The 22,872-nt window shown below is 36.9% G+C and carries 23 protein-coding genes; 9 read left to right on the top strand and 14 right to left on the bottom strand.

From position 1 onward, the window contains the following. Positions 1–5: 5 nt before the first annotated feature. On the bottom strand, positions 6–221 hold the full coding sequence (locus DXX92_RS04660) for a DUF4224 domain-containing protein (RefSeq protein ID WP_115999381.1): 216 nt from the start codon (positions 219–221) through the stop codon (positions 6–8). A 268-nt stretch (positions 222–489) separates the two neighbouring features. Here DXX92_RS04660 and DXX92_RS04655 point away from each other — a divergent pair, with 268 nt between their 5' ends. The 3 genes from DXX92_RS04655 (at position 490) to DXX92_RS04645 (ending at position 3,042) form a co-directional block, all read left to right on the top strand. Next, positions 490–987, top strand: a complete 498-nt coding sequence (locus tag DXX92_RS04655; RefSeq protein WP_115999380.1) for a hypothetical protein — start codon at positions 490–492, stop codon at positions 985–987. A 2-nt stretch (positions 988–989) separates the two neighbouring features. Then, positions 990–1,820: a type IV secretion system protein gene (locus DXX92_RS04650; protein WP_115999379.1), complete on the top strand. Its 831-nt coding sequence runs from the start codon at positions 990–992 to the stop codon at positions 1,818–1,820. A gap of 44 nt (positions 1,821–1,864) precedes the next feature. Beyond that, positions 1,865–3,042, top strand: a protein-coding gene (locus tag DXX92_RS04645; protein ID WP_115999378.1) for an IS3 family transposase whose coding sequence is annotated in 2 segments (ribosomal slippage) — positions 1,865–2,132 and positions 2,132–3,042 — 1,179 coding nt in all. Because the reading frame shifts where the segments join, the coding sequence is not laid out codon by codon here. Positions 3,043–3,673: 631 nt separating this feature from the next. Here the strand turns inward: DXX92_RS04645 and DXX92_RS04640 are convergent. From DXX92_RS04640 to DXX92_RS04620, 4 genes are all read right to left on the bottom strand, one after another. Beyond that, a complete protein-coding gene (locus DXX92_RS04640; protein WP_115999377.1) occupies positions 3,674–4,126 on the bottom strand; it encodes a hypothetical protein in 453 nt (150 codons plus the stop codon). Positions 4,127–5,917: 1,791 nt separating this feature from the next. Next, complete coding sequence (locus DXX92_RS04630) at positions 5,918–6,826, bottom strand: hypothetical protein (RefSeq protein WP_115999375.1); 909 nt, start codon at positions 6,824–6,826, stop codon at positions 5,918–5,920. Positions 6,827–6,836: 10 nt separating this feature from the next. Continuing rightward, positions 6,837–7,742 (bottom strand): hypothetical protein, encoded by a 906-nt coding sequence (locus DXX92_RS04625; RefSeq protein WP_115999374.1) that lies wholly within the window; start codon positions 7,740–7,742, stop codon positions 6,837–6,839. Between the two features lie 42 nt (positions 7,743–7,784). Beyond that, entirely contained in the window at positions 7,785–8,849 is a 1,065-nt protein-coding gene (locus DXX92_RS04620) for a tyrosine-type recombinase/integrase (RefSeq protein ID WP_115999373.1), read from the bottom strand. A gap of 170 nt (positions 8,850–9,019) precedes the next feature. Here DXX92_RS04620 and DXX92_RS04615 point away from each other — a divergent pair, with 170 nt between their 5' ends. Then, entirely contained in the window at positions 9,020–9,211 is a 192-nt protein-coding gene (locus DXX92_RS04615; protein WP_115999372.1) for a hypothetical protein, read from the top strand. A gap of 255 nt (positions 9,212–9,466) precedes the next feature. Here the strand turns inward: DXX92_RS04615 and DXX92_RS04610 are convergent, their stop codons facing one another. From DXX92_RS04610 to DXX92_RS04580, 7 genes are all read right to left on the bottom strand, one after another. Then, positions 9,467–11,944: a primase-helicase family protein gene (locus tag DXX92_RS04610; RefSeq protein WP_115999371.1), complete on the bottom strand. Its 2,478-nt coding sequence runs from the start codon at positions 11,942–11,944 to the stop codon at positions 9,467–9,469. An 11-nt stretch (positions 11,945–11,955) separates the two neighbouring features. Then, on the bottom strand, positions 11,956–12,306 hold the full coding sequence (locus DXX92_RS04605) for a hypothetical protein (RefSeq protein ID WP_115999370.1): 351 nt from the start codon (positions 12,304–12,306) through the stop codon (positions 11,956–11,958). 105 nt (positions 12,307–12,411) lie between these two features. Then, a complete protein-coding gene (locus DXX92_RS04600) occupies positions 12,412–12,930 on the bottom strand; it encodes a hypothetical protein (RefSeq protein WP_115999369.1) in 519 nt (172 codons plus the stop codon). 1 nt (position 12,931) lies between these two features. Beyond that, positions 12,932–13,531 carry a hypothetical protein gene (locus tag DXX92_RS04595; protein ID WP_115999368.1) on the bottom strand — a complete coding sequence of 200 codons (600 nt, stop codon included), beginning with the start codon at positions 13,529–13,531 and terminating at the stop codon, positions 12,932–12,934. Positions 13,532–13,588: 57 nt separating this feature from the next. Further along, positions 13,589–14,251: a hypothetical protein gene (locus DXX92_RS04590; RefSeq protein ID WP_115999367.1), complete on the bottom strand. Its 663-nt coding sequence runs from the start codon at positions 14,249–14,251 to the stop codon at positions 13,589–13,591. Between the two features lie 103 nt (positions 14,252–14,354). Continuing rightward, positions 14,355–15,383, bottom strand: coding sequence for a hypothetical protein (locus tag DXX92_RS04585; protein WP_115999366.1), 1,029 nt, complete (start codon positions 15,381–15,383; stop codon positions 14,355–14,357). Between the two features lie 169 nt (positions 15,384–15,552). After that, positions 15,553–15,744 (bottom strand): hypothetical protein, encoded by a 192-nt coding sequence (locus DXX92_RS04580; protein ID WP_115999365.1) that lies wholly within the window; start codon positions 15,742–15,744, stop codon positions 15,553–15,555. Between the two features lie 126 nt (positions 15,745–15,870). On the opposite strand from DXX92_RS04580, the gene DXX92_RS04575 reads away from it, so the two are divergent. Continuing rightward, a complete protein-coding gene (locus tag DXX92_RS04575; RefSeq protein ID WP_115999364.1) occupies positions 15,871–16,305 on the top strand; it encodes a DUF6641 family protein in 435 nt (144 codons plus the stop codon). 7 nt (positions 16,306–16,312) lie between these two features. Here the strand turns inward: DXX92_RS04575 and DXX92_RS04570 are convergent, their stop codons facing one another. After that, complete coding sequence (locus DXX92_RS04570; protein ID WP_115999363.1) at positions 16,313–16,846, bottom strand: hypothetical protein; 534 nt, start codon at positions 16,844–16,846, stop codon at positions 16,313–16,315. Between the two features lie 76 nt (positions 16,847–16,922). Further along, a complete protein-coding gene (locus DXX92_RS19310) occupies positions 16,923–17,045 on the bottom strand; it encodes a hypothetical protein (protein WP_281269068.1) in 123 nt (40 codons plus the stop codon). A 427-nt stretch (positions 17,046–17,472) separates the two neighbouring features. On the opposite strand from DXX92_RS19310, the gene DXX92_RS04565 reads away from it, so the two are divergent. The 4 genes from DXX92_RS04565 (at position 17,473) to DXX92_RS04550 (ending at position 22,866) form a co-directional block, all read left to right on the top strand. Continuing rightward, positions 17,473–18,885, top strand: coding sequence for a restriction endonuclease (locus tag DXX92_RS04565; RefSeq protein WP_181901689.1), 1,413 nt, complete (start codon positions 17,473–17,475; stop codon positions 18,883–18,885). Positions 18,886–19,124: 239 nt separating this feature from the next. Further along, a complete protein-coding gene (locus tag DXX92_RS04560) occupies positions 19,125–20,246 on the top strand; it encodes a DNA cytosine methyltransferase (protein WP_115999361.1) in 1,122 nt (373 codons plus the stop codon). Next, complete coding sequence (locus DXX92_RS04555; RefSeq protein ID WP_115999360.1) at positions 20,243–21,355, top strand: DNA cytosine methyltransferase; 1,113 nt, start codon at positions 20,243–20,245, stop codon at positions 21,353–21,355. The genes DXX92_RS04560 and DXX92_RS04555 overlap by 4 nt, the downstream gene beginning before the upstream one ends. Before the next feature lie 596 nt (positions 21,356–21,951). Further along, positions 21,952–22,866: an HAD family hydrolase gene (locus tag DXX92_RS04550; protein WP_220347624.1), complete on the top strand. Its 915-nt coding sequence runs from the start codon at positions 21,952–21,954 to the stop codon at positions 22,864–22,866. Positions 22,867–22,872: the final 6 nt, after the last annotated feature.

Raw genomic sequence — 22,872 nt, 5'->3', positions numbered from 1 at the left:
CCTCCCTATACTTTGTTAAAAAGTATAGGCTCCTGCTCTGTATTTTTGGGCTTTATCACTCCTAATCTATCTTCAATAGACTTTCGCAATACTTTGGGGTGGCCATCTCTACCCAATACAAATTTAATTCCTTGCTTGGCGAGTTGCTCCATTTGCGTTGTTTTCCGCTTCACACCAGTTAAATCTGCCACTTCGTCTTTTGATAAAAACGTACTACTCATAACGTCTCCTCACACTATCTCAAATTAAACACGTGCAACATTTGCCTTTTAATTCAGTCTTTACAAATAGCGGGAGTCCTTTCCCAAGTAGTCGCACTCTACACCTACCATCATTTTTCAAAAAGTACCAAATACGGTATATATCTATTTGATTTATATAGCCTTTTTATCAAAACAGATTTGACTGTATCACGCTTTACTTTCATAATTCAACTGTGATTCTCTCGGATTCACTCAAATTTACTTAGATCTATATAGAGGAGTTGTTATGGATAAGTTTTTAAAGGCGTTTGTTATTGGTGCAGGTGTGTGGTTTGTTTATATGCTACCAACGATGTTAACTAACTTCGGAAAGGCAGTAGCAGCCGAACACCCGTTAACTAGCTACCTATCAGTAGAAAATGCTTTGATACTCGATGCGTTTCCATATCCAGATGATTGTAAAAAAGAAATGATCGACTTTATGGGTGATAACGGTATGCGCTGCCAACAAATGTGGCAGAGGCAAGTAGCTCTGTTTAAAAAATACGGTATTGAAGCTTCTGTCGAGGAGTTAAAAAGCTCTTTTTATTGGGCTATGCGGAAGGACGTGTTAAGTAAGGCTAGAAAGCTTACATCAGGAACATTACGACAAGATGCTTCAGGTAACGTACTAAATAGCCATAAATATTCTAAAGAGCAAATAGAAAAAAATAGAAACGCTAGGGAGTTAATGCAAGTTCAGAAGCAGAGCCTTGAAGCGTTTGAAGCTAAGCGTAAGGGATAGTTGTGGTTAGTTTAAATTTTGAAGGACTAGAGGAGACTATCGTTACCAATATTGATGACGCTGTTACTAACTCTCTTGCTAACATATTTTCTCAAGGGTATGAATTTTTTCAGCCTGTATTTGTCTTGTGGGTTGTCATGCTAGGTTTAGCAATGTGGCGCGGTGTAGTTGATATATCAATGAAAGAATTCATGCGACATATTTTCACCTTATTCGTCATATTCTCTCTAGGATTAAATGCGTTTGGTTACACCTACTGGGTACATGGTGTTTTTACTGAAACACCTATGACCTTGATTCAAACTATTATCCCAAGCTTTGAATCCATTCCTCAGTTACTTGATAGTCAAGCAACCAAAGTAATGCTACTGAACGCTAAAATCAATGAAGCTAACAATATGGTTGTAGGGGTATTGTTGTCAGGTGTTAACACCGCTCTAGCGTTAACATACGGAGTAACTATTTTTGCCATCTATCTAATAGCGAAAATCACAACAGGCGTCCTATTATCTTTCGGCCCTCTTATGTTTCTTAGTCTTTTATCCGACAAGACTAAAGGTTGGTTTGAGCGTTGGTTTGTTCAGCTAATAAGCTTTCAAATGGTATTCCTACTGATTGTTGCTTACTTAGCCATATTCGGAAATTTGCTAGATAGCCGTCTTGATACACTAGAGGAGACAGCAAAAAATTATCGTATGGCAGAGTTAGCTCCTATATGGGTAGTAATTCTTATCATGGTTATTGGTGCAAAGAACATTAAGGAAATGGCAGCATCTATCGCAGGTGGTATGTCCTTGTCAGCTTGTAGTGGTATAACAAATTTGGCCACCTAGTTAGAGGTGGTATCATCACCTCATAAAATTGATTAGGTGACAAAATGACAAGAACAGGCAAACGTAATTTCACACCAGAATTTCGATTAGAAGCTGCTCAATTAGTTGTTGATCAAGGTTATTCCGTTCGAGAAGCAGCAGAAGCGATGAGCGTTGGTAAGTCGACAATGGATAAGTGGGTGCGTCAGCTTCGTAATGAACGCAAAGGCATCACCAGCAAAGCCAGCCCAATGACACCAGAGCAGTGTAAGATTAAAGAGCTTGAGAAAAAGATAAAACGCATTGAATTAGAAAAGGAAATTCTAAAAAAGGCTACCGCTCTCTTGATGTCGGACTCGATGAACAATTTAAACTAATTAAACGACTCAAAGAGAGCTATGCGGAATTCACCATTTGCCAAACATTTAATGTTCATCGCAGTAGCTTTAAGTATTGGAATAAGCGCTCTAAGAAGCCGAATAGCAAGCAATTAAAAGAAATCGCTGTCGTTAAGCAAATCCACCGTGAAAGTAATGGCTCAGCGGGTTCTCGTACAATATCCACGATAGCGATAGACCGTGGCTATGATATTTCACGTTTCAGGGCGACAGGCTATATGAAACGTTTAGGCTTGGTGAGTTGCCAGTTACCGAAGCACCGTTATAGAAAAGCAAATCAAGAGCATGTGGCGACACCTAACCATCTCAATCAGCAGTTTGATGTGGTTAAGCCGAATCAGGTTTGGTGCGGTGATGTTACGTATATCTGGGTTGGCAATCGCTGGGCTTATTTAGCAGTTGTTATTGATTTATTTGCGAGAAAACCGATTGGTTGGGCAATGTCACTATCGCCTGATACAGCATTGACGAGCAAAGCACTGATGATGGCTTATGAGATGCGTGGTAAGCCTAAAGGTGTGATGTTCCATAGCGACCAAGGGACGCATTACACCAGCCGAAGCTACCGTCAATTGCTATGGCGTTGTCAGATAAAGCAAAGCATGAGTCGCCGTGGTAATTGTTGGGATAATAGCCCGATGGAGCGATTCTTTAGAAGTTTAAAAACAGAATGGATACCCACAACGGGTTACCGTTCCTTTACTGAAGCTAGAGCTGAAATAACACATTATATTGTTGGTTATTACAGCTCAGTTAGGCCGCATCACTACAATGCTGGTTTAACCCCAAATGAGTCAGAGAAAAGATACTGGCTTGAATACAAAACCGTGGCCAATTTAAGTTGACCACTACAAAATAACTTTTAAAAGCTGATTGAACATCTTCACTTAAGTAGACATCTATTCTTGATTTTTTCTTTTTAGCAGCCTTCTCCATTTATCACTTCCATTAATATACGGGGGTTGATTTTAAATACAGGCGAATAGAATATGCGGGCATTGTAACACACAATGCGTATCCTGCAATCAATCAACCCCCGCACTTATTCCTATAAATAGCATGAGAACTGAGACTGTATAAACCTGCCAATAGCTAGCCTTCTTAATTGCAAAAAAAAGAATAACATTAAAATGGAAAAAGAGGCGTTTACACGTGTAAACGCTAATTTGATAAAAGACTATTGTCTAAATATAGGGATTTACAAAAGTAGAAATGACTAATGCAAAATGAATTCACGCTATTGTAACGTACGTTACGAAATAAATTTACGTGTTTACACGTGTAAACTCTTAGGAATTACTTATCAATATTTCTAGATAAAAAAAACGTCAAAAGAAAAAATGCTCCAGCAATGATTAGGCCGGTTATAAAACCTTCAAATGTCATAAGCAACCCTTAATAACTAATTCAGTATCAATTTAACAATGCAGAAATATTAACGTTGTTAATAAGTAGACTGTTTTGAGAATCACTATTTTAAAACAATGGCTTAAAATGAGAGCATTTTACTTGTGCAAGCTTTTCCTGATACTTTTGCTCGCCAAAGCGATCAAAAGTTGAAACAAGTGTTGTTGTCCTAAAGCTCTTTTTGGCAGCTTCTTTAGCTTCGGTTTTATTCATTTTGCACTTAGCTTGCAAATAACTAACAACATCATCTGTAACAGTAGTTAAATTAGGGCTTTTTTTCTTTTCAATCTTGATGCTTGAAAAATCTGGCGGTGGCGCATTAACAATTGCTTTTTCGGAACCTTTAGACCAATTAAAACACACCTTAGGGAACTTATCCTTTTCAAAGATAGAATATCCCCTACACTTACTTTTATATTCGTTGCGAAGCTCTTTGCTTTTAGCAAATTCATCAATTGAAGGTATTGAATCAGCAACAGCTGAGGTACTTATCAAAACTCCCAATATTATTAACTTTTTCATGTTTATATCCCTCTAAATCTAGAAACGTATTAGCAAGTTTAAATGAATAAACGCCATATATAAAAGATTACAATAATCAATAATGCAAAAAATATCGTTGTGGTTGGTCGTTTGTTAAGTGCTTTTGGCAAAAAATTTGATGTATGTTGTTGAAATAAACTTTCCGATGATATTTCATCTTCACCTTGCTTCACTTCATTGTATAACTTAATAGTTGCGTTAAAGTTATGATTTGTCGAAGCTATTAAAATTATCAAAAACAACAATACTATTACTGAAGATATAAACAATATAAATGTAGCTATAGATTTAGGCGCTATAAATACTAAATAGGTCACTGCTCACATTCAAAACATGATGGACAAATCAAAGATTTGACCACAAGTTTTAAACATTAATTCTCCATATTTCACAATCAACAAATCATAATCTTTTATATAGATCTAAAAATTAATCATTCAAAACAAACAACTCTTTGAATATTAAGCCTTGCTTTGTGCTAGCTTGAGTGAAGGGAAAGGAAGTGAAAAGGCAAAGCGGCGGCTTCCCTTACGAAATATCGTAAAGGTTGCCGTATTACCTTCAGCCAACTAGCCGTCGTTACGGTACAGTCGCTACAAGGGTTAAAGTCCATGTGGGTGGCTTTAACTAGCTCGCAATCCTCACACAAGGATATAACCACGCTGCGAGCCACTAGAGAGATTTTATCTTCGCGTTCTCATTCTTGGTCTGTTGCGCTAAGCACTTCTCTAGTACGGTTTTGCGTTTGCCGGTATTGGTTATGTTGCTTCCCAGTTCTCCAGCAATCTAACTTCTATTTTCAGAACTGTGGCCAAAGCATACAAACGATCGCTCCCTGTTGATTAAGGGCTAGCACGCATATTTCAATACGCTTATTGGACATATAAAAAAATAAAAGTCAGAGCTAAATGGAAAGCCAACTTATGAATTTGAGACTTATCGACTTTTGCTTGACAAAGGGGAGCCCCTCAGCAAGAATGAAGCTGATTGAATAATCTGAACTCGCCAAAGACAGATTTAGAAGTCTCTTAAATATTTAGGTAGGCTTTCCACGAGACCGAGCTTTGCTCGGTTTTCTCGTTTCTAGCCCTTTAGAAATTCAAACATTAATGAAATGTCTCCGTTTTTTATCAAAAACGGATTTTTTGTAGGATGTGTACATAACAACTATTTTTTTAGAAACAAATAGTTAAGTGGTCATTATAGGTAAGACTTGTAATCAGTAGGTCGCCAGTTCGACTCCGGCAGTCGGCACCATTCATCATAAGCCTCAGCATTCGCTGGGGCTTTTTTGATTCTGTTGATTGGTTAATTTCTTACACCAAATCCAGTAACACTAATAACTCCCCTACCCCGGATTTATAGTGAGCTATACGTTAGTTTTGATAAACCAATGACATTACCCATAGGCACAATATCCAACCGAAATTGAATAAACCCAATTAGGGCGAATTGGTTATTAGGGTATTAATATCATTTACTCGCGAATTTTCGCATGGCAAAAAGGATGTGATCCGTTGCTCTGATTTAATGGGGTATTACCTACCCCGCATTTTCAGTGGCGTTTTGACGAATAGGGTAAATTATCTGCTGGTGTAAATTTCCGAACTGGGTATTGGCACCAGTGAAAACAGTTGGTAAGTATGGTAATTTTGATGTGGTCTAAAAAGCAGATGAATTTATTACAAACTACTGTTGGTATTATTAATCACTAAGTTTATTTCTAATACTTAGGTTATCAAATATCTATCTGCTTTATGTGCTAAAAGGTCAAGGTTGCACACAAAGGTATTCAACTTTTTCATTTAGAATAGTTTGAATATAACCGAAGTAACTATCCGCTGAACTGTTAACTTCACTTGGCCCAACAATGACATACGTTATAGGCTTAGAGCTATTTTTTTTCAATTGATAGCCATATTTAAGGATTTGACCTAAAGCTTCTCTTATACAATTATCTGGCGTTCTTGATGACTTCACTTCATACAGAATAATTTCATCTTTTGTTTCAACCATTACATCAACATAGTTCTTTTCCACCTTTATAGATGAAGGCTCATAGATTAATTCAAGTTGTTTCACCAAATTATTTTGAATGCGATTGTGTAACTTTCTCTGAATATAAGATGCGGTGCGTAATACTAACGACTCAGCGGTATTTTTAATCTTTGTTGTTACTTCACCATCATCCTGTTTTTCAACAACAATTGGCGAAAAAATCATGTCTATATGTTTTTGATTACTAAGTTTATGAACTGTTAATCCGTAACCTAGCGGAAGCTCAATGTTTAAATCAGTATCGATAAAATCGACGGATATAGTATGACCTAGCGTATCGCAATGTTTATAATCTACAGAGTTAATACCCGAAACGATAGCAAATGCACCGATTACAAGCCTAGCTTGCTTTCCTCTTGGGGAGCTATGACGCTTAACTGCGATTACATCTCCTACCTTTAAATTTAAAAATTTTTTTAATGTAGAGATTGAATCCGATGAAGCAGATTTACTTTTTAAGTGATTAGATATTTCATTTTCAGAAGCGCCAACATAATTTGTTAAGTCGTCATTAAAGTTAAACCCTACCGCTACGACACCTTTTTTAATTAACTCTGGGTAAATATCTGTATAACCATGCTTTGCATTACCATACTTACTACCAATGATATAAAAGCTCATTGTTTTCCCTTTAATTAGCAACCATTATTTTATGACCAAGCTCTACTGCCCTTGAAATAAACTTATCAATATTTTTTACACCCCACTGAGTACAAACAGCTATTGTAGAATCGGATAATTCAATAAGCTCTTCAGGTGCAATGAAATGTCTTTTTCTACCTGTACTAGTGTATATTTCATTAGCTTCAGTTGCTGATGTAAAAACACCTTTGGAGCCTTGGCAGCGCTTTGGAAACTGTTTAGCTAGCTCTGCATAAGATATCTCTGAATTTAGCTCTATGTGACGCTGAATCACAGCTAAAACTAATCGACCTTTTCCGTACTCTTCACCATCAAAAAGATACTTTGTTGTATCTTTAGAATTAGAGTTATTTTTAAAGTAAGTATCAGTCGTAACATAAACGTTACCTCTAGAACTTCTAAAGCGCTGAAGCGTTAATGCAGCAATTGGAATCCCATCGGAAGTAAGATATCCATTAGTAATTTTTGCAGCAAGCTCTGGAGATATCGAAGAACCAACTAAAACACCAATCCAGCTTGGAGTTGTCGATGCCTCCTGACTTATAATGTCAGGATATTCTTCAATGATTTGATGTTTTTGCTTAAGGTAATCTTCTAATTGAACCAAGTGAATATCTTCTAATTGTCCTAGCTTTAGTTCAATTACAGCAATATATTCATCGGAATAAGTGGCTAATATGTCGATTCGGCCATCAGTATCTTTACTAGCACGTCCTTGTTTTAACGTTAATTCCTCTTCAATAATTGCAATTCTATCACTTGCAAAAACATCATTATCTAAGCCCAATACACCTTCGTTTTCTACTAGGTAAGATTCCATTGAAAGTTCACGCTTGAAATTGAAAGGCTCTAACTGCTCATCATTAGCAGTAAAATGTCGAAGAATTTTAGTCATTGATACATCCTTTTGTTTTAAAAAGAATATATCAAGAACAAACTAATCATTAAACCGATCAATAACTGCTTTCATCTTCTCTGCAACTTGCGTTTTTTCAAGGTGTGCATAGCGCATAGTAGTAGCGATATTGCTATGCCCTAAAATATGCGCGGTTTCTTGAACCGTCATACCATTTTGCACTAATCGACTAGCACAGGTATGGCGAAAATCATGTACTCGAAAGTCTTCAATACCAGCATTGGAAATAGCGTTACGAATAGCGATAGTTGAATGTTTACGGTGGTTATCACCGCTTTTATCAGTGAATACCCACTTCGCATGAGCTTTACTATTACTCCGTGATACTAATACGTTATAGGCACGTTTTGATAAGTGAAGTATTGCTTCATTATTGGTTTTTGAACGGCGTAATAATATCGTTTTCGATTTAAGGTCAACTTGTTGCCAAGTGAGTTGTGCTATCTCGCTGTATCTAGCCCCTGTATCAAGTAATAAAACCACTAAATCAAAGTTATCTTGTCGTTGATTTAATAGCTCTTTTCTATCCACGTGTGGCGTTAATTTACGGTAATACTTTAAATTATCAGGTTGTAACTCGTTTAATAATCGCACTTCTTCATCACGGCTTAATGCGCGTATACGCTGATTAGATACTTTAATCTTTGGAAAACGAATCATCGGTACTTGATAATCCAGTCTGCTGATGTAATCAACACAGCCACGCAATTGGATAATGCTATGCTCAATGGTTTGAGCAGCTTTACCTTCTTGCTTACGCACTAAAATATAATGTTCAACATCAGCACTAGTGACGTTATTCAGTGGTTTATCTTCAAAGTAATTTTTTAATCCTTGAATTTTATTACTGATATCAAGGTAAGATTTCAAACCTACCTTTGATGATTGAAATTTATCTAATGCGTCATATAAGCCGATAGTATCTTTAGTACCAAGTAGTTTTTTATCTAACACTTCTTGGCGAAATTGACGTTCAATTTGTAGTGCTTTGGCTTTATTTTTGGTTTGTGATGATTTTTGATACGTCTTACCGTCAACCATAAAACGTACCTGAAAAATACCTGATTTCTGTTTAATTAATGTCATAACAATGTCCTGTTAAATCCGTTGATATGACGTTACTATCCATCCGTTAGTCGCTTACTGACAACAGCGAATCGCGTGAATTTAACACCCAGTTTTTACACTAATCCGTTGCACTATTTGCTAATTGGTTTGATGCTATTTTTACGTAAAGTAATTGAGAAAATATCGATATGGCAGTAACCACATTAAAAAACGCAGATGGTAGTTTGAAGGGGTTTATCCATCATTTAAGTAACTATCGTGTTGAAATAAGAAACCCAAACGGTGAACCACTTGGTTGGTATAACCCAAGTAATAATATTACCTATCAAATTAACGGTGCTGTGATGGGATTTGGTGATTTACTTACCAGCTTGTTATAGCTGATGATACCGCCTTATGTGTTAACTCGTGCGAGTTAACAGGGCTGTGGGCGATTTGCAATCACCCACTCCCTGCGATTCAGATTATTGGATTACAATACTGCTGCGTGTTCAGCGTTTGCGGTTCTACATTGACGATCACTAAAATAAAAAATTTATAAAATCTATAATCTACCAATCCTTTATTAATTATCACCACAAATTACGTGGGCTGTAGCGGGATTACTTAGTAATCCCAGTACAATCCTAGTAATCTTAAAACTCAGCTAACTCTGGCTCACATTCGCGTTCAATAATAAATTTTCGATTATTATTATCGTGATCTTTACCCACATACTGACAATCGGTAATTTTCACCGCATTTTTTTCAACATGACCTGCTAACCAACCTGTTCGTGTTCTTTTATCTCTAGGGGCAAACTCTACTTTAATTGGACCATACCCTAAATGTAAGTGCGCATGACTGAGCACTAACTTATCATCTATATGTGCGATAAATGAGTTTCGATTAAACGCCGGCTTAACACCTTCCTGCTCACATCTAAGCGTATAAAGCTCAAAGCATTCATCTCCGCTAATAAACTTAAACTGTTCATCATCAAACACGTGCTCTATCAACCAATCTTCTGGCCCTGCTTGCGCTTTAAGTAAATCATGATAATCCTGACCATGCAACGCTGTAGGACGCATAGGTAAGTCAACTACCGTATCAAGAATATGGTTAAGCCACTTAGCAACTTCAACTTTATCACTAAGAATGTGCTCATGCTGATGCCACCAAATTTCAGCGTCTTTATGACTCATTTTACGGTGTAACATCGTATGTTCGATGATCGAGCGGCTTGATTTTATAATCGAAAAACGACGATCTGACTTGCTTCTACAAAGCTTTATTGGTCCTGACGAATTATTACCAGCGACAATATGCAATGCAGCGTTGTAAACGACCTTTTCTTTACCAAATTTAGGGTTAACGCTTAACGTGGGTTTACCCAATACTGCCTTTAGTTTTTCCATATCGACATTATCGAAGCTAGATTCATCACGCAACACCACCATTTTACCTTCGTACAAACCGTTAAAATCTTTACTACTATCTTCTTTTTCAGAGTGCACTTGATGTTGACCAAATATTGTTGCTAGCAATAAATCAGCAAATAAAGTTTTACCCGTACCGCCACCACCAAAATTAGCTAATGCGGGCAGCTTATACTCATAGGGGTGTAAATACTTCCACGCAATAACCTGCTTGATATGCAGTATATTTTCTTCTTTTAAATCACCAAGCGAGTTAAGTAAAATATCGAATACTTCATGGTAATCACCTTCTAGTGGCTGTAACCAGTGATCTTTACGGAACTGATTTAAAGTGTAGTTAGGTAACTCTAGCGGCGAAAATGACGTATTTTGAAGGTTGCGCCCAGTTTGTTCGAGAATTTCATAAAAGCGTTTTAACGCACCTTTCGTTTGTAAGAACGCTTTGCTTCGAGGTAATGAGCTAGGTCGGTGATGCAGCCATTGCCCTGTATCACGCTTATATTCGTAGAATAAATCTTCATCTTGCACATAGTACAAATCACGTTGATTAAGTAACTCAAGTATAAGCTCTTCAATTTTGGCTTCCGCATCGTCTTTCGCTTCATTAAGTGCTTTAACTTTGTCTGCTTTATGCTGCTCTTTTTCTTTAATCAGCGCTACCTTTTCATTATCAGGTAACGACTCTTGTTGCTGAATAAACGCAATACTTTGTTCAATCGATGCGATTTCTTGCTCGATTAACTTAATTTTTGACGAACTCAAATTGCTGGCACCAGCAATATCAATATTTTTACCATGCTCACGTAATAGCTTAGTTAAAAAGTGTGGCGAGATATCGTTAAGTGATTGTGCATACTGCCACTGCTTTCTGGCTTCTATCGGTGACTTGCTCGCCTTGACTGCCTTTGAAACATCAAGCCAATCGGTAAGCGAAAAACCAGCATTTATCATGGCACCACATAAGCGAAAGTATTCACCGTATTTTAGCGATTTACCGAGCGACATTAAGTGGTACTTAATTAAATGACGTAAGTATGCTGGTAACGGCTGGTGAGTCTTATCATTGTTAGTGTTAGCCAGTTGACCTTTTGCTGCTACTGCTTCGATTGATTCAAAATCATCTAAATCTAGGAGCTTACCTTCGCTATATTCACTATAAGCATATTTCACTCGATCTGGATGTGTAGCAAACAGGTAAAAGGGCCTAGAAATATCGAATGAACAACCATCAATCCCCGTAAAGTGTTTAGTTAATGCTTGTGTCTTAGCTTTAATAATATCTGGCGCTACGGCTTTTTTAAGTTGCACAATCACACGATATCGTTCATTAAGCACTGGCTCACCATTATCATCTTGGCTAACCGTTTCACCGTGACTGAACGTGGTGTGTTTAATATTTTCGTAAGGTGCAAACATTGAATCGATTTGAGCTTTAGTAGCATCACCATCAAAATCAAAACAAAGCGCATATACCAATAGAACATTGGCTGCTTGGCGAGAAACGCTGTTCTCGCCATCAGCTTCGCTGTAAGCGAATTCAGCCATGCAAATTGCTGCGCCTTCTTTTCTCTCCCTTACATCTGGTGTTTTGAAGTACCTTTCAAATAACTCAGACAATGTAAGCTCGATTTGATTAGCCTGTTTAGCAGTATCAAAAACGTTTTCGAATGTAGTCGCGATTAAATTTTTTAACATGATAGTTCTCCTTATTTGCGGCGGATATAGCCATTACCAGTAATTCGGTGGTTGATTTCTTGTGTGTTATACCCAGCACCAATAAGTGCTTCTGGTGTAGGTAGATATACCGCTTGATTAAGCTGTAATTTGCCAATCTGACGAATACAGGTAAGCTCGTTAAACGTACCTTTTGCATCAGCGGTAAGTTGCTGTGACAAGCGATATAAAATGGTGTGAAAAGCTTGAGTTAAATCAGCATGATTTTCAGTCGTTTTAAGCAACTGTTCTAACTGAATTCGCGTATAGCTGTGAACATGTAGATAACGCAAAATAGCGTTGCACGCTGAGCGTACTTTGTTTTCTTTATATTGAAATTGCATTGCAAACTCCGAATTTTGAGCGCAAAAATCCCCTACGGTTTTCACGCATCAAAATTTTTATTAGTTGAATTAAGCGGTATTACTTAGGTGATACCGCAATGTTGGTTAACTGAAATCGAAATCAGATAGCTTGTGTTGTTCAACAAGCTCTATAAGGTAATAGCTGTTGTATAACCAAAAGTTCTGATATGGGTACTCTTGAAGGCTCTGGTACTCAGCTAGGAAACACAATAACAACTGCTTAAACTTCGTAGATACCTTATTTGAAAGCTGACATAAGCTAACAAGTGCCATAAAGTATGTTTTACTGTGCTCATAAGCATCGTCAGTGCTCGTAAACTGATAACTTTCAAAGTATTGGCAGTCGTATAACTCATCATCGTCAGTCCTATCTCGCACTAAAAACTTAGGCGTATTACGTTCGTCAAAAATCAAGTAGAACGTGTATGTACCGACGGTAGATTCAACACCATATACGTCAAAATCTGCTATCGATTTTAGATCTTTAATCACTTCTGTAACGTGACATTTAAACGGCTTAAACGACAAATCTGCAGCGACTAAAGGTTCAGATGCGCTAAACGCGTGGTTGATGATATAACCTGCTAAATTAATGACGCTCATGTCACTTACCTCCTTCAGTGTCGAATGCTTCTTGCTCTTCAAATACAAAATCAGAAATTAAATGCGCTTCAAATAGGCGAGCAAGTGGTACATGGTTTTCAATGCTCCACATAAAAGCATATTCATTCATCGGTCTAATGGCCCAGTTATAACCTTCAACCAACATTGCTTTAACTTCATTTGAAAGCTTTGATGAATGAAGCAGAAATACAATCATGCCTGCAACCAATAAGTCGGTATCGCTTGGTTCAACATCAAACCCAACATTACCTTCAACAGCGGATATTTCTGCATAATTGCCATCTATTCCTTCACCTAACCTGTTATGCACATCGACTAACATCGGTGTATCTTTATCGCGTAAAATCAGTGAATAATTCCTTTGAGGGTGATGTAGATAATTAACCATTACTATCGGTGACTCAGGTAAGCCTTTAACCACGTCTGATAACGGTGCTTTTTTAAGCTTCCATTGCAATGCATCTTCATCTTGCAAAGGTGCTATCTGGTCTGTATGCCACCCTCTTAAACCACTAAACAAATTAAACAGTACAGCAGCAAAATCGAACGCCCCTTCTGGCGGTAAATATTTTAACGTCATTGATCATGTTCCTTTTTTGAGTGCGCAAGCAAAGCTCACGCACATAGTGAAATTAGGTTACTTACTAATGTTGAAATTAAAGTCAGTCGCTTTATGGTCTTCTAGGTAACGCCAATAAAACTTACTGTTATTGATGAGTGCTAATGTGACAGGCTTAATTTGCGCTAACAGTTCACTATCCTGCTCATTATTAGGTAAACAAATTACTTGCTTAATGAATTGCCAGACAAATGCGTGATCTCGTTCGATCTGCCATGTAACTTCATGCTTTAAGGTGAGTGGTAGTTTTGTTGATGCTTCAATAGCGATTTGGCAAGCCAGTAACGCATTAAGGCAATAATTAGGATAATAATCGCCAAAACTGTCGGTTGTAGCTAATGCAAAGGTCTCAAATCGTGATGTATCATTGTTATTGATATAATCAATGCCAAAGTATGTTGCGGCATCTTCAGCAAAAACGATAGTACCTAAACAACCAACGCTTTTATCAGGATGGTGAAGCTCTATAACCTGCGCTTTGTTCTTAAGGTATCCTGCTAGTGCAGGTACTTCTCCTAGCGCAGAATCAGCAAATGACTTTGCTTGCCAGTCTTCTCTGTGAGCGACAAAGCTTGAAGATAAGTTTGCAATAGAAGTGTGCTCGTAGCATGTTTCTTTGTCTTCTACGCCAAGTTTTAGTTGTTGTTCGATTGATTGGTGAATTATGTTATTTTTAATCATTTTTTAACCCTTAAGTCATGACGGTTGGCGGAATTGCTAACCGATGGCGTAAAGGTATCTCAGCTTAAAAATAGTGGCATTTGTCGATGGCGCCTATCGGCAATTAACTCTTAATAAACTTTTTTTGCTCACTGTCGTAATGCATATTCCACGCTTTACTTAGCATGTTTCGGGTTGCTGCTAATACAGCATCAGTGCGAGGCCCGGATTTCAATTTAAGTGATAGTTTGTTACGTAGTGCTGCGGAAAGCTTTTTCTCTTTGTTCTGCTCTTTGTCTAGAAAGTAACTGATACTTTTGGCAGTAAGTAATACAAACTGACCTGACTTTTTTCGCTCCCATCGCCATTTACCTCTACCAAAATCGTTGTCCCATTTACTTTCAAATCGATCCTTCAGCGCTTCTGAACTTAATTGATTTGTATTGTCAGCTTGCTTAGGAATTGGCTGGCGATCAAACGCTAAGAATTCTACTTCTGTTAGCTTTTCCTGATTGTTGAACTTATCTAAGACGTATTGCAGCTGAGTGATTAATGCAGAGCTAACTACGGCAAGCTCTTCAAGTTGATGGCCTTTATCAAGGAGTGCTTGCACAACACGATAAGCGTATTCGTTATATGGCTTTACTTTGGTTCTGTTTTTATCTTCGGTGAAGAATCTATCTTCTGCATAATGTAGTGAAATATTGGCAGCAAATAGCCAATTAAGTTGGCAGTAAACTAGCTGGATTTTATGGAAGTACTGAATATCAGTTAAGTTGTCGTTTATCTGCTGACAACACCAATGGATTAGATTACAAGTCAAAATTAATGGATCTGATAGGCTGTCATACAATACATCAGATACTGCTTGCGTATGAGTAAACCCCTTTGTTTCAAACATGGCATCGGAAAGTAGTTCTGATGTCGTTGATAGTTCAACTAAATTTGCATCTATAGAGCTATTGAGAGCACTATCAAATGACATTTCTAGCATATCGTTAAAGTTATCTTCTGATTCATCAAGTTTGCTGGCTTTTAGTAAAGCAATAGCTTTACGAACAATTGCTGCTAGTTCTTGTTTGTAGGGGGATGAAGATTGGTTTATTAGCTTTTCAACTAAAGCTGGTTTTTCTACTAATGTCAGATAATTCATGTATTTGCAGTGCTGCGGGATCCATACGCGGATTCTACATTAACTGACCGCTAAGTCGTAACCTGATGCTTAATAAAAAGTTAGCGGATCTGGATATCCTATAAAGAGAAAAAAACTGTGCCAATATTATTTGGCTACAGCTATGGTGCGGGGAGTTAATTTAATGGTTTTAAAGCGTTTCTATTACTTCCCGTATTTGCTGCACAATTGCCCTAAATTCATCATCAGATAAACACTCACAACCTGCGATATTTTCGAGTACCAAACCAATGTATTCATCTACTTCATTGTGATTTTTAACATCGATATCAGCATCTAAAATTATTAATGCAAGTTCGTTTATTTGTTGTGTGGTTAGCATGATAGTGTCCACTAAGTAAGGTAGTTACACCTTCCAACCAACACGTTAAAAAGCCAACAAAAGTAACTGTTGTATTATGAGTTAATTGCTTTGATGGTAACCCTATAACGTTAATTAGGAGTTACCATGACTAAAACCAATCCACTACAAGCATTAAGCTTTATCGCTAAACCTAAAGTTGAAGCTTTTAGCCCTATTGAAGTAAAACGCAATAAGTTGATTACTCGTTTAAATGAGCAACGCGCTATGGTTCAGTGCTTACTAGAAAACACTGATTTCGTTGCATATAAGGAAGTATTCATTACTGATGATGAATCTGGTGAAAAGCGAAAAGTAAAACGCCCTAAACGTGTTCGCCCTTGGTTTTATCAATCAGCTGACAAGTATTATTTTGAAATCAAATACGGCACTAAATCACTGGAAATTCAAAAGACCAAACCAACGATTGATGTTGGTAGCAAAGATGAACTATTAACGGTAATCGATACGATTATCGATGCTACTAAGCAAGGCTTTTTAGATGCTGAGTTAGCTAAAGTTAAAGGGCCTAAAAAGCAATGACACCATACTAACGTTCGTTTTCGTCAGGAAGAGCCGACCATGAAACTTTAGCATGCTTACCTTCACCTTTTGTTAGGTTCTTTCTACGAATAATTCTGCCTTCAAACTCAAAGTTATCGGTAATTTTGACTACAAGTAATTTATTAAAATTACCAGCTCGTTTAACTTGAACTTGTTCACCTGATTTTTCAGGCGAAATCGTTTTTATTTCAACAAAATCATTGCCAATTTTACCATCAGAGCCTTGTACATGGGGCTTATGCCGCTTTATGCCAAATTTCACTTCTGCGTAAAGTTCTCCTAATTCCCCCCATATTTGCAGATAACGACCTGTCAAATCATGATAAGCCTGAGCGCTTTCTACCAAATCTTCAAAAATAAACTGGATTTCAGGGTCAATTTCAAAATCAGCGGTAGGTAAATCGCCTTCATCAAAAGGTTGCCACTCCCAAGGGTTGTAACCACAAGCAGCTGCATCGGCTATCTGGTCAGCACTGTAACCTTCATTTTGCATATCATGAAGAAATTCCCAATCACTCATAAATCATCCTTAATCAATTATCTTCACCGAGATTAACCACTTTACCTAGTAACAGTTATATGTCTAGTGTGAAACGTTATTCACCATCAACGTTAGTATTGATAATTACTTTTAATTTAGTTGGTTTCTTTGGTTTGATGGTTTTTTTAGCTTTTATTGGCGGTGTTGGCTTTATGAGTTTTATATCGGATAGTGTCATGTTAATACCTTAAATTTAATCTAGGTATTTATCGAAATTTCACCTGCATTCACGGTTAAAAATAGGGTCTTAGTTTCAAATTTAGTGCTTATGGCTTTATATCGCTTGTTTCTCATAGGGTAGCAACGGATTGCATATCAGTTGTTCGGTATAGTTAGGAGAAGTTTTAGGGCTTCAAAATAATACCAATCATTGTTCACGCAACCAAGTTGCTACTTGTGAATCAGACTGCCTAGATTAAGCTTTTCATAAATACCTATAAATGCAACTGTAGGCTCTATTTTGTTGTTATTTGAAAAATAACTGTTCCCCTTTATTACCCTTAATCAACGTAATGATAACAAAGGACTTTATATTGTTATCAAACTATTATATGTGCTTAACCCTTGATATACTGACGAAAATCTTTACAAGGAAAGAAAAAGTGATGACTAGTCAGAAATACCTTCCCTCTACGAATGAGTTCACTCCTAATATAATTGACTTATTCTTCTGTTTAGAAGCCATAAAAACTTCTAATGATAGATCACAATTCATTGACAAAGTTCGTGACGAATACTTTTTAGAAAAAGCTAAAACTAGAACAGACCCAAAAGAACGATTAATCCAGCAAAATAAATTAGCTGGTAATGTATTGATTGGGCTAAGGAATTACTTACTAGTTAAAGAAGAGCAAATAGAGTTAACTGCTCTAGGAAACCAAATCCTAAACGAACCTGAAAAGGCAAAAGATGTTTTTGCGAAACATCTAGTGGATATCTTATGTGGTACTGAAATACTTCTTTCCATGGATCGTCTTAAAAGCCGTGGCGTAAGCCCAAGAAACAAAAAGCTTCTCGCAGATGAGTTAAATTCTCTTGGTATTCAGACAAAAACAGGTAGAAATGTATCACAAAGTACAACAGATCATACCAAGTTTGCCACATGGCTTAATTGGTGTGAAATTTTGGATGATTCAGATTCAATTATTGAAGAGCGATTCCACAATATAATAGGTAGAAATAGCGGTCTTACGAGTTCATTGTGGGCATTATCGGACGAGCAGTTTATTTTTCTAAAGCATTTATGGGAAGAAGACCGCACTAAAGAGCAATCTTCATACACTGTAAAATCTTTAGTAAATGATTCAAAAGCCCACTATGGTGATTATATATCCAAAATGGATCAGATAGCAGCCAACATAATACAGCCTTTAGAAGAGGCTGGCTTTCTGAAAATTCATAGAACTTCAGAAGGTCGTGGAGGAAATTCAGGAAGTGTTGAGCCAACTCAGGATTTATCAGAGCTTACAGCAAAAGATTTTGATAACAAAAACGATAATTTCAATACTGATATGAGAGTTACGAAGCCCCTGTCACAAATATTTGAAGAAATTGAATCTGAAGACACTCATATAAAGGGTATCGCTTTAGAAGAATTATCCATTTTAATAGGTCAAAGTTTGGGTTTAAAGTTTTCTAGCTTTAGAACTATGAGTTCAGATACGGGAGGCGCAGAAGTTGACGTTATTTTTGAACAGCAAGGGATCTTCTACTCCAAATGGCTTGTTCAATGCAAAAATACACCAAAATCACCTATTCACGTTTCTACTGTAGCTAAAGAAGTGGGAAATGCATTAGTAAATACTGCCAATGGAGTAATTATTGTTACAAGCGGGAAATTTACTAAAGCAGCAGTCCAGTACGCTGAGGCCACAATGATAAAATCAAACCTTCAAGTACACCTCATAGATGGGGAACTTTTAAAGTTATATAAATTAAATGGTACAGCAGCACTAGTCAGAGAATTATTAGTTAGTAGTGAGAAAGCTGCTTCGTTAAGAAACCAGAGTATTATTTAATACACTCCCTGAGAGAATTATTTTAAGTAACTTCCCTAAATTTGATTAGTTTGTTGAATAAATTAAGCGAGCGCTATAACATATGTATACATATACAGTTAAAATATATATTAAGAAATATCAATGCTGTAGGTTCGGCTTATAAACCTATGATTGTGTAATAAATCATAGACGGCTAAAATCGCCGCCCTAGTATCAACAGTATTTGATACCTACACGTGATGTATGCATGAGGTTTAATGAAAACAATAAGTTTATTTTCGGGGGCTGGTGGCCTTGATATTGGTGCTTCTATGGCTGGTGCCGAAGTAGTATGTTGTGTTGATACAGACGCAGACTCAATTGAAACTTTAAAACTAAACCAATTTACTCAAAAGGCTACAATATTAAAGGCTGATGTATCAGAACTTACAGGTGAATATATTCTTTCAAAGTGCGGTATATCTCAACTTGATGTCGACTTCGTTATAGGTGGACCACCTTGTCAATCTTTTTCAAAAAACAGATATTGGACAAAGTCAGGTGAAGAGTCTCTTCGCAGAAGAAAGCAAAGAAAAGAGCAAGCTGACAAGAATGGAGAACAGTTTTTAGCTAAAGTTGAACTATCAAAAGCTACAAAAAACATCGACGTAGATGAAGACGAACGCACCAGCTTAGTCATGGAATATGCTCGATTAATCAATGAAATTTCTCCAAAAGGTTTCTTGTTTGAAAATGTACAAAGTATTACTCACCCTAAAAACAAGAAATACCTAGATGAATTCATTAGCTTTATGAGCGAATGCGGCTACAAAGTTAGAGAGTTTAGGTTGAGCAGCGAATTATTTGGTGTTCCCCAAAAAAGAAAACGCGTATTTGTGGTTGGTCACAAAACAAAGGAATTAGGGGAACCGATAGTTACACATTCTTCTGACGAAGAATCAGATTTGAAACCTCTAACCACAGCTAAAGAAGCTATTGGGCAATATGATTCTTCGGAGTATTTTGAAGAAGGCGAGGTAATGGATGGCCGTTGGAGTCAATATTTACCTGACATTCCTCCGGGAATGAATTACAAAGCTTTAACTAGTTGGGCTGGTTACGAAAACCCTGTTTTTGAAGCAGAAACTAAGTTTTGGAATTTTTTACTAAAATTACATCCTGATAAAATTTCGTGGACAATTCCAGCTAGTCCGGGCCCTTGGATAGGCCCTTTACATTGGGATAATCGAAGACTTCGAACGGTAGAAATGGCAGCTCTACAAACATTTCCACACGGCTATGAATTCTATGGCTCTAGAAGAAGTAAAGTGAGGCAAATTGGTAATGCAGTTCCACCTTTAATGGCTAAAGCAGTGATGGATGTTTTGATAAAATCATGAAAAAAAGAACTATTATTAGCCTATTTTCGGGCGGGGGTGGATTAGATATAGGGTTTCACTCTAAAGGCTTTCATAACGCGGTTTGTGTCGAAAGTAATCCTATTATGTGCGAGACTCTTAAGTTAAATAACTTATCTGACAATATAATTTGTGATGAAATACAAAATGTCACTAACGAAGTCCTTTTATCTAAAACAAACTTAAAAGAACATGAAGCAGATATAGTTCTTGGTGGTCCACCATGTCCTGCATTCTCAAAATCTCGCTTTTATAGAAAAGAGATGACGCATGGCACCGATGATCCATCATTTCAAACAGTTAAAGAATACTTTAGGGTAGTAGAGTGCTTTAAACCAAAAATGTTTGTTTTTGAAAATGTACATACATTTGCTGCAAAGAGGCAAAAAGGAGCTCTTGAGTATGTGCTAGAAACAGGAAATAAACTGGGTTATAAAGTAAAATATCAAATTTTGAATGCGGCTGATTATGGTGTACCACAAAAACGCGAAAGGATAATCATTGTAGGTACAAAAGGAGATTCGGAATTTAATTTTCCTAGCCCAACTCATAGAAATCCAGATAAGTTTGATAAAGACAATCAACACTTACCTATATGGAAAACAGCTGGAGAAGCTATTTCTGATTTAGATAGCCCTGAAAATGATGCAAAGTTACCCGGGCATTTTGCAGGTGGTAAAGACCATGATTTACTTTATGATATTCCGCCTGGACAAAACTATTTATTTTATACAGAGAAAAGAGGCCACCCGAACCCTAAATTTAAATGGCGTTCAAGATACTGGTCTTTTCTACTAAAGCTTTCTCCTGATTTACCTTCATGGACAATTCAAGCTCGAAGATCGAATAATATGGGTCCCTTGCACTGGAGAAATAGAATTTTAACTATTGATGAAGTTAAAAGGCTTCAAACGTTCCCTGATGACTACCAGCTGTCTGGCTCAACAGAGAATCAATGGAGACAAATAGGTAATGCTGTTTCACCTCTCTTAGCTGAAGCTATAGCTCATGAAGTTAATATTACCTTAGATAGCTATTCCAAAAAGCAAAAGCTAGACTGTGAGTCGCAATTGAAGCTTGAAATTGCGTAGGATCTTTTTAGTAATCAACTAGGAAATCGCTAGGGCTAATTTTGTATTTCTAAACATAAATTAGCCAGTTAAAACGTATAACTAGTGGTTTCATGTTAACCAAGTAGGTAACTTGTAATCAGTAGGTCGCCAGTTCGACTCCGGCAGTCGGCACCATTTATCAGATAAGCCCAGCACTAGCTGGGCTTTTTTGTATTTATCGATTGGTTAAATTCTCAATCCATTTTTACTTACACCAATATTTTCTCTACCCTGCACTATTCGTGGTGTATACGTCAGCTTGTTATTTGTTTCGTGCTACTGATAGGCGCAATATCCAACCTATTTTGAATAAACTCCATTAGGGCGAATTAGGTATTAGGGTAAATTCATCAAGATAAACTTATATTTCAGGTAATTTTTACGGGGCAAAAAGGATTACATCCGTTACTTGGAATTAATTGGGTATTACCTACCCCACAGTTTTAGTGGTGTTATGATAATTAGGGTAAGTTATCCGCTGGTGTAAAATTCCGAACTGGGTATTGGCACTAGTAAAATCAGTGACTCTAATTTACTCAAATCCCTTAATCGACTTAATCAATATAACGTGTAGAATGACGCCAAATAACTCAAAAAATAAATTCCCAAAGTTTAATACTATTATGGAAAAAACAGTCTTAATCACTGATCTGGATAATACATTATTTGATTGGTTTGGCGTGTGGTATGCGAGTAACTCCGCGATGATTCAACAAATAAAGAAAATATCAGGAGTAGATGAAACAACACTTTTATCAGAAATGAAAGTTGTTCACCAGCTGCACGGTACAGCTGAATATGCATTTTTATTAGAAAGTCTCCCTTGTCTTCAGGCTCTATATGGAGATTCAAAAACAATAAAAGAAGAAATGAATGATGCTATTCATGCTTTTAGAAAAGCTCGCAAAAATAAACTGAAGCTATACGATACAGTTGAAAGTACCCTAAAAACATTAAAAGAATTGGGTGTGTTTATCGTCGCTTATACTGAATCAAAGTCTTTTTACACATCATATAGAATCAAAAAGTTAGGGTTGGATAACTACATTGATGTGTTGTATTCACCTCCAGATCACGAGTTGCCAGAAGGAGAAGGATTGAACACACATTTTGAATTTAATCAAATGCTGCAAAAATTTACTCCTAAGGATGAGCTGAAGCCAAACCCTAAATTATTGCTAGATATCATTAAAGACATCGGAGCAACACCTGGCGACTGTATATATGTTGGCGACAGTGAAATGAAAGATATTGAAATGGCGCAACAGGCCAATGTTAGCGATGTATTTGCCAAGTATGGCACAGCTCATTTTTCCGAAAACCCAACAGAATACAACCTATTAAGAGCAGTTACACATTGGACTGATGAAGATGTAAAAAGGGAAAAGCTAATTAAAGAACAAAGCCATCATATTCCCCCTAGCTACACTATCAATCAATATAGTGAGTTGCTTTCATTATTTTCATTTACAAACTTTCAACGTAATTAATATTTT

The organism is Thalassotalea euphylliae, assembly GCF_003390395.1.
GTDB classification, from domain to species: domain Bacteria; phylum Pseudomonadota; class Gammaproteobacteria; order Enterobacterales; family Alteromonadaceae; genus Thalassotalea_F; species Thalassotalea_F euphylliae_C.
This window is presented reverse-complemented; position numbering and strand designations above follow the sequence as displayed.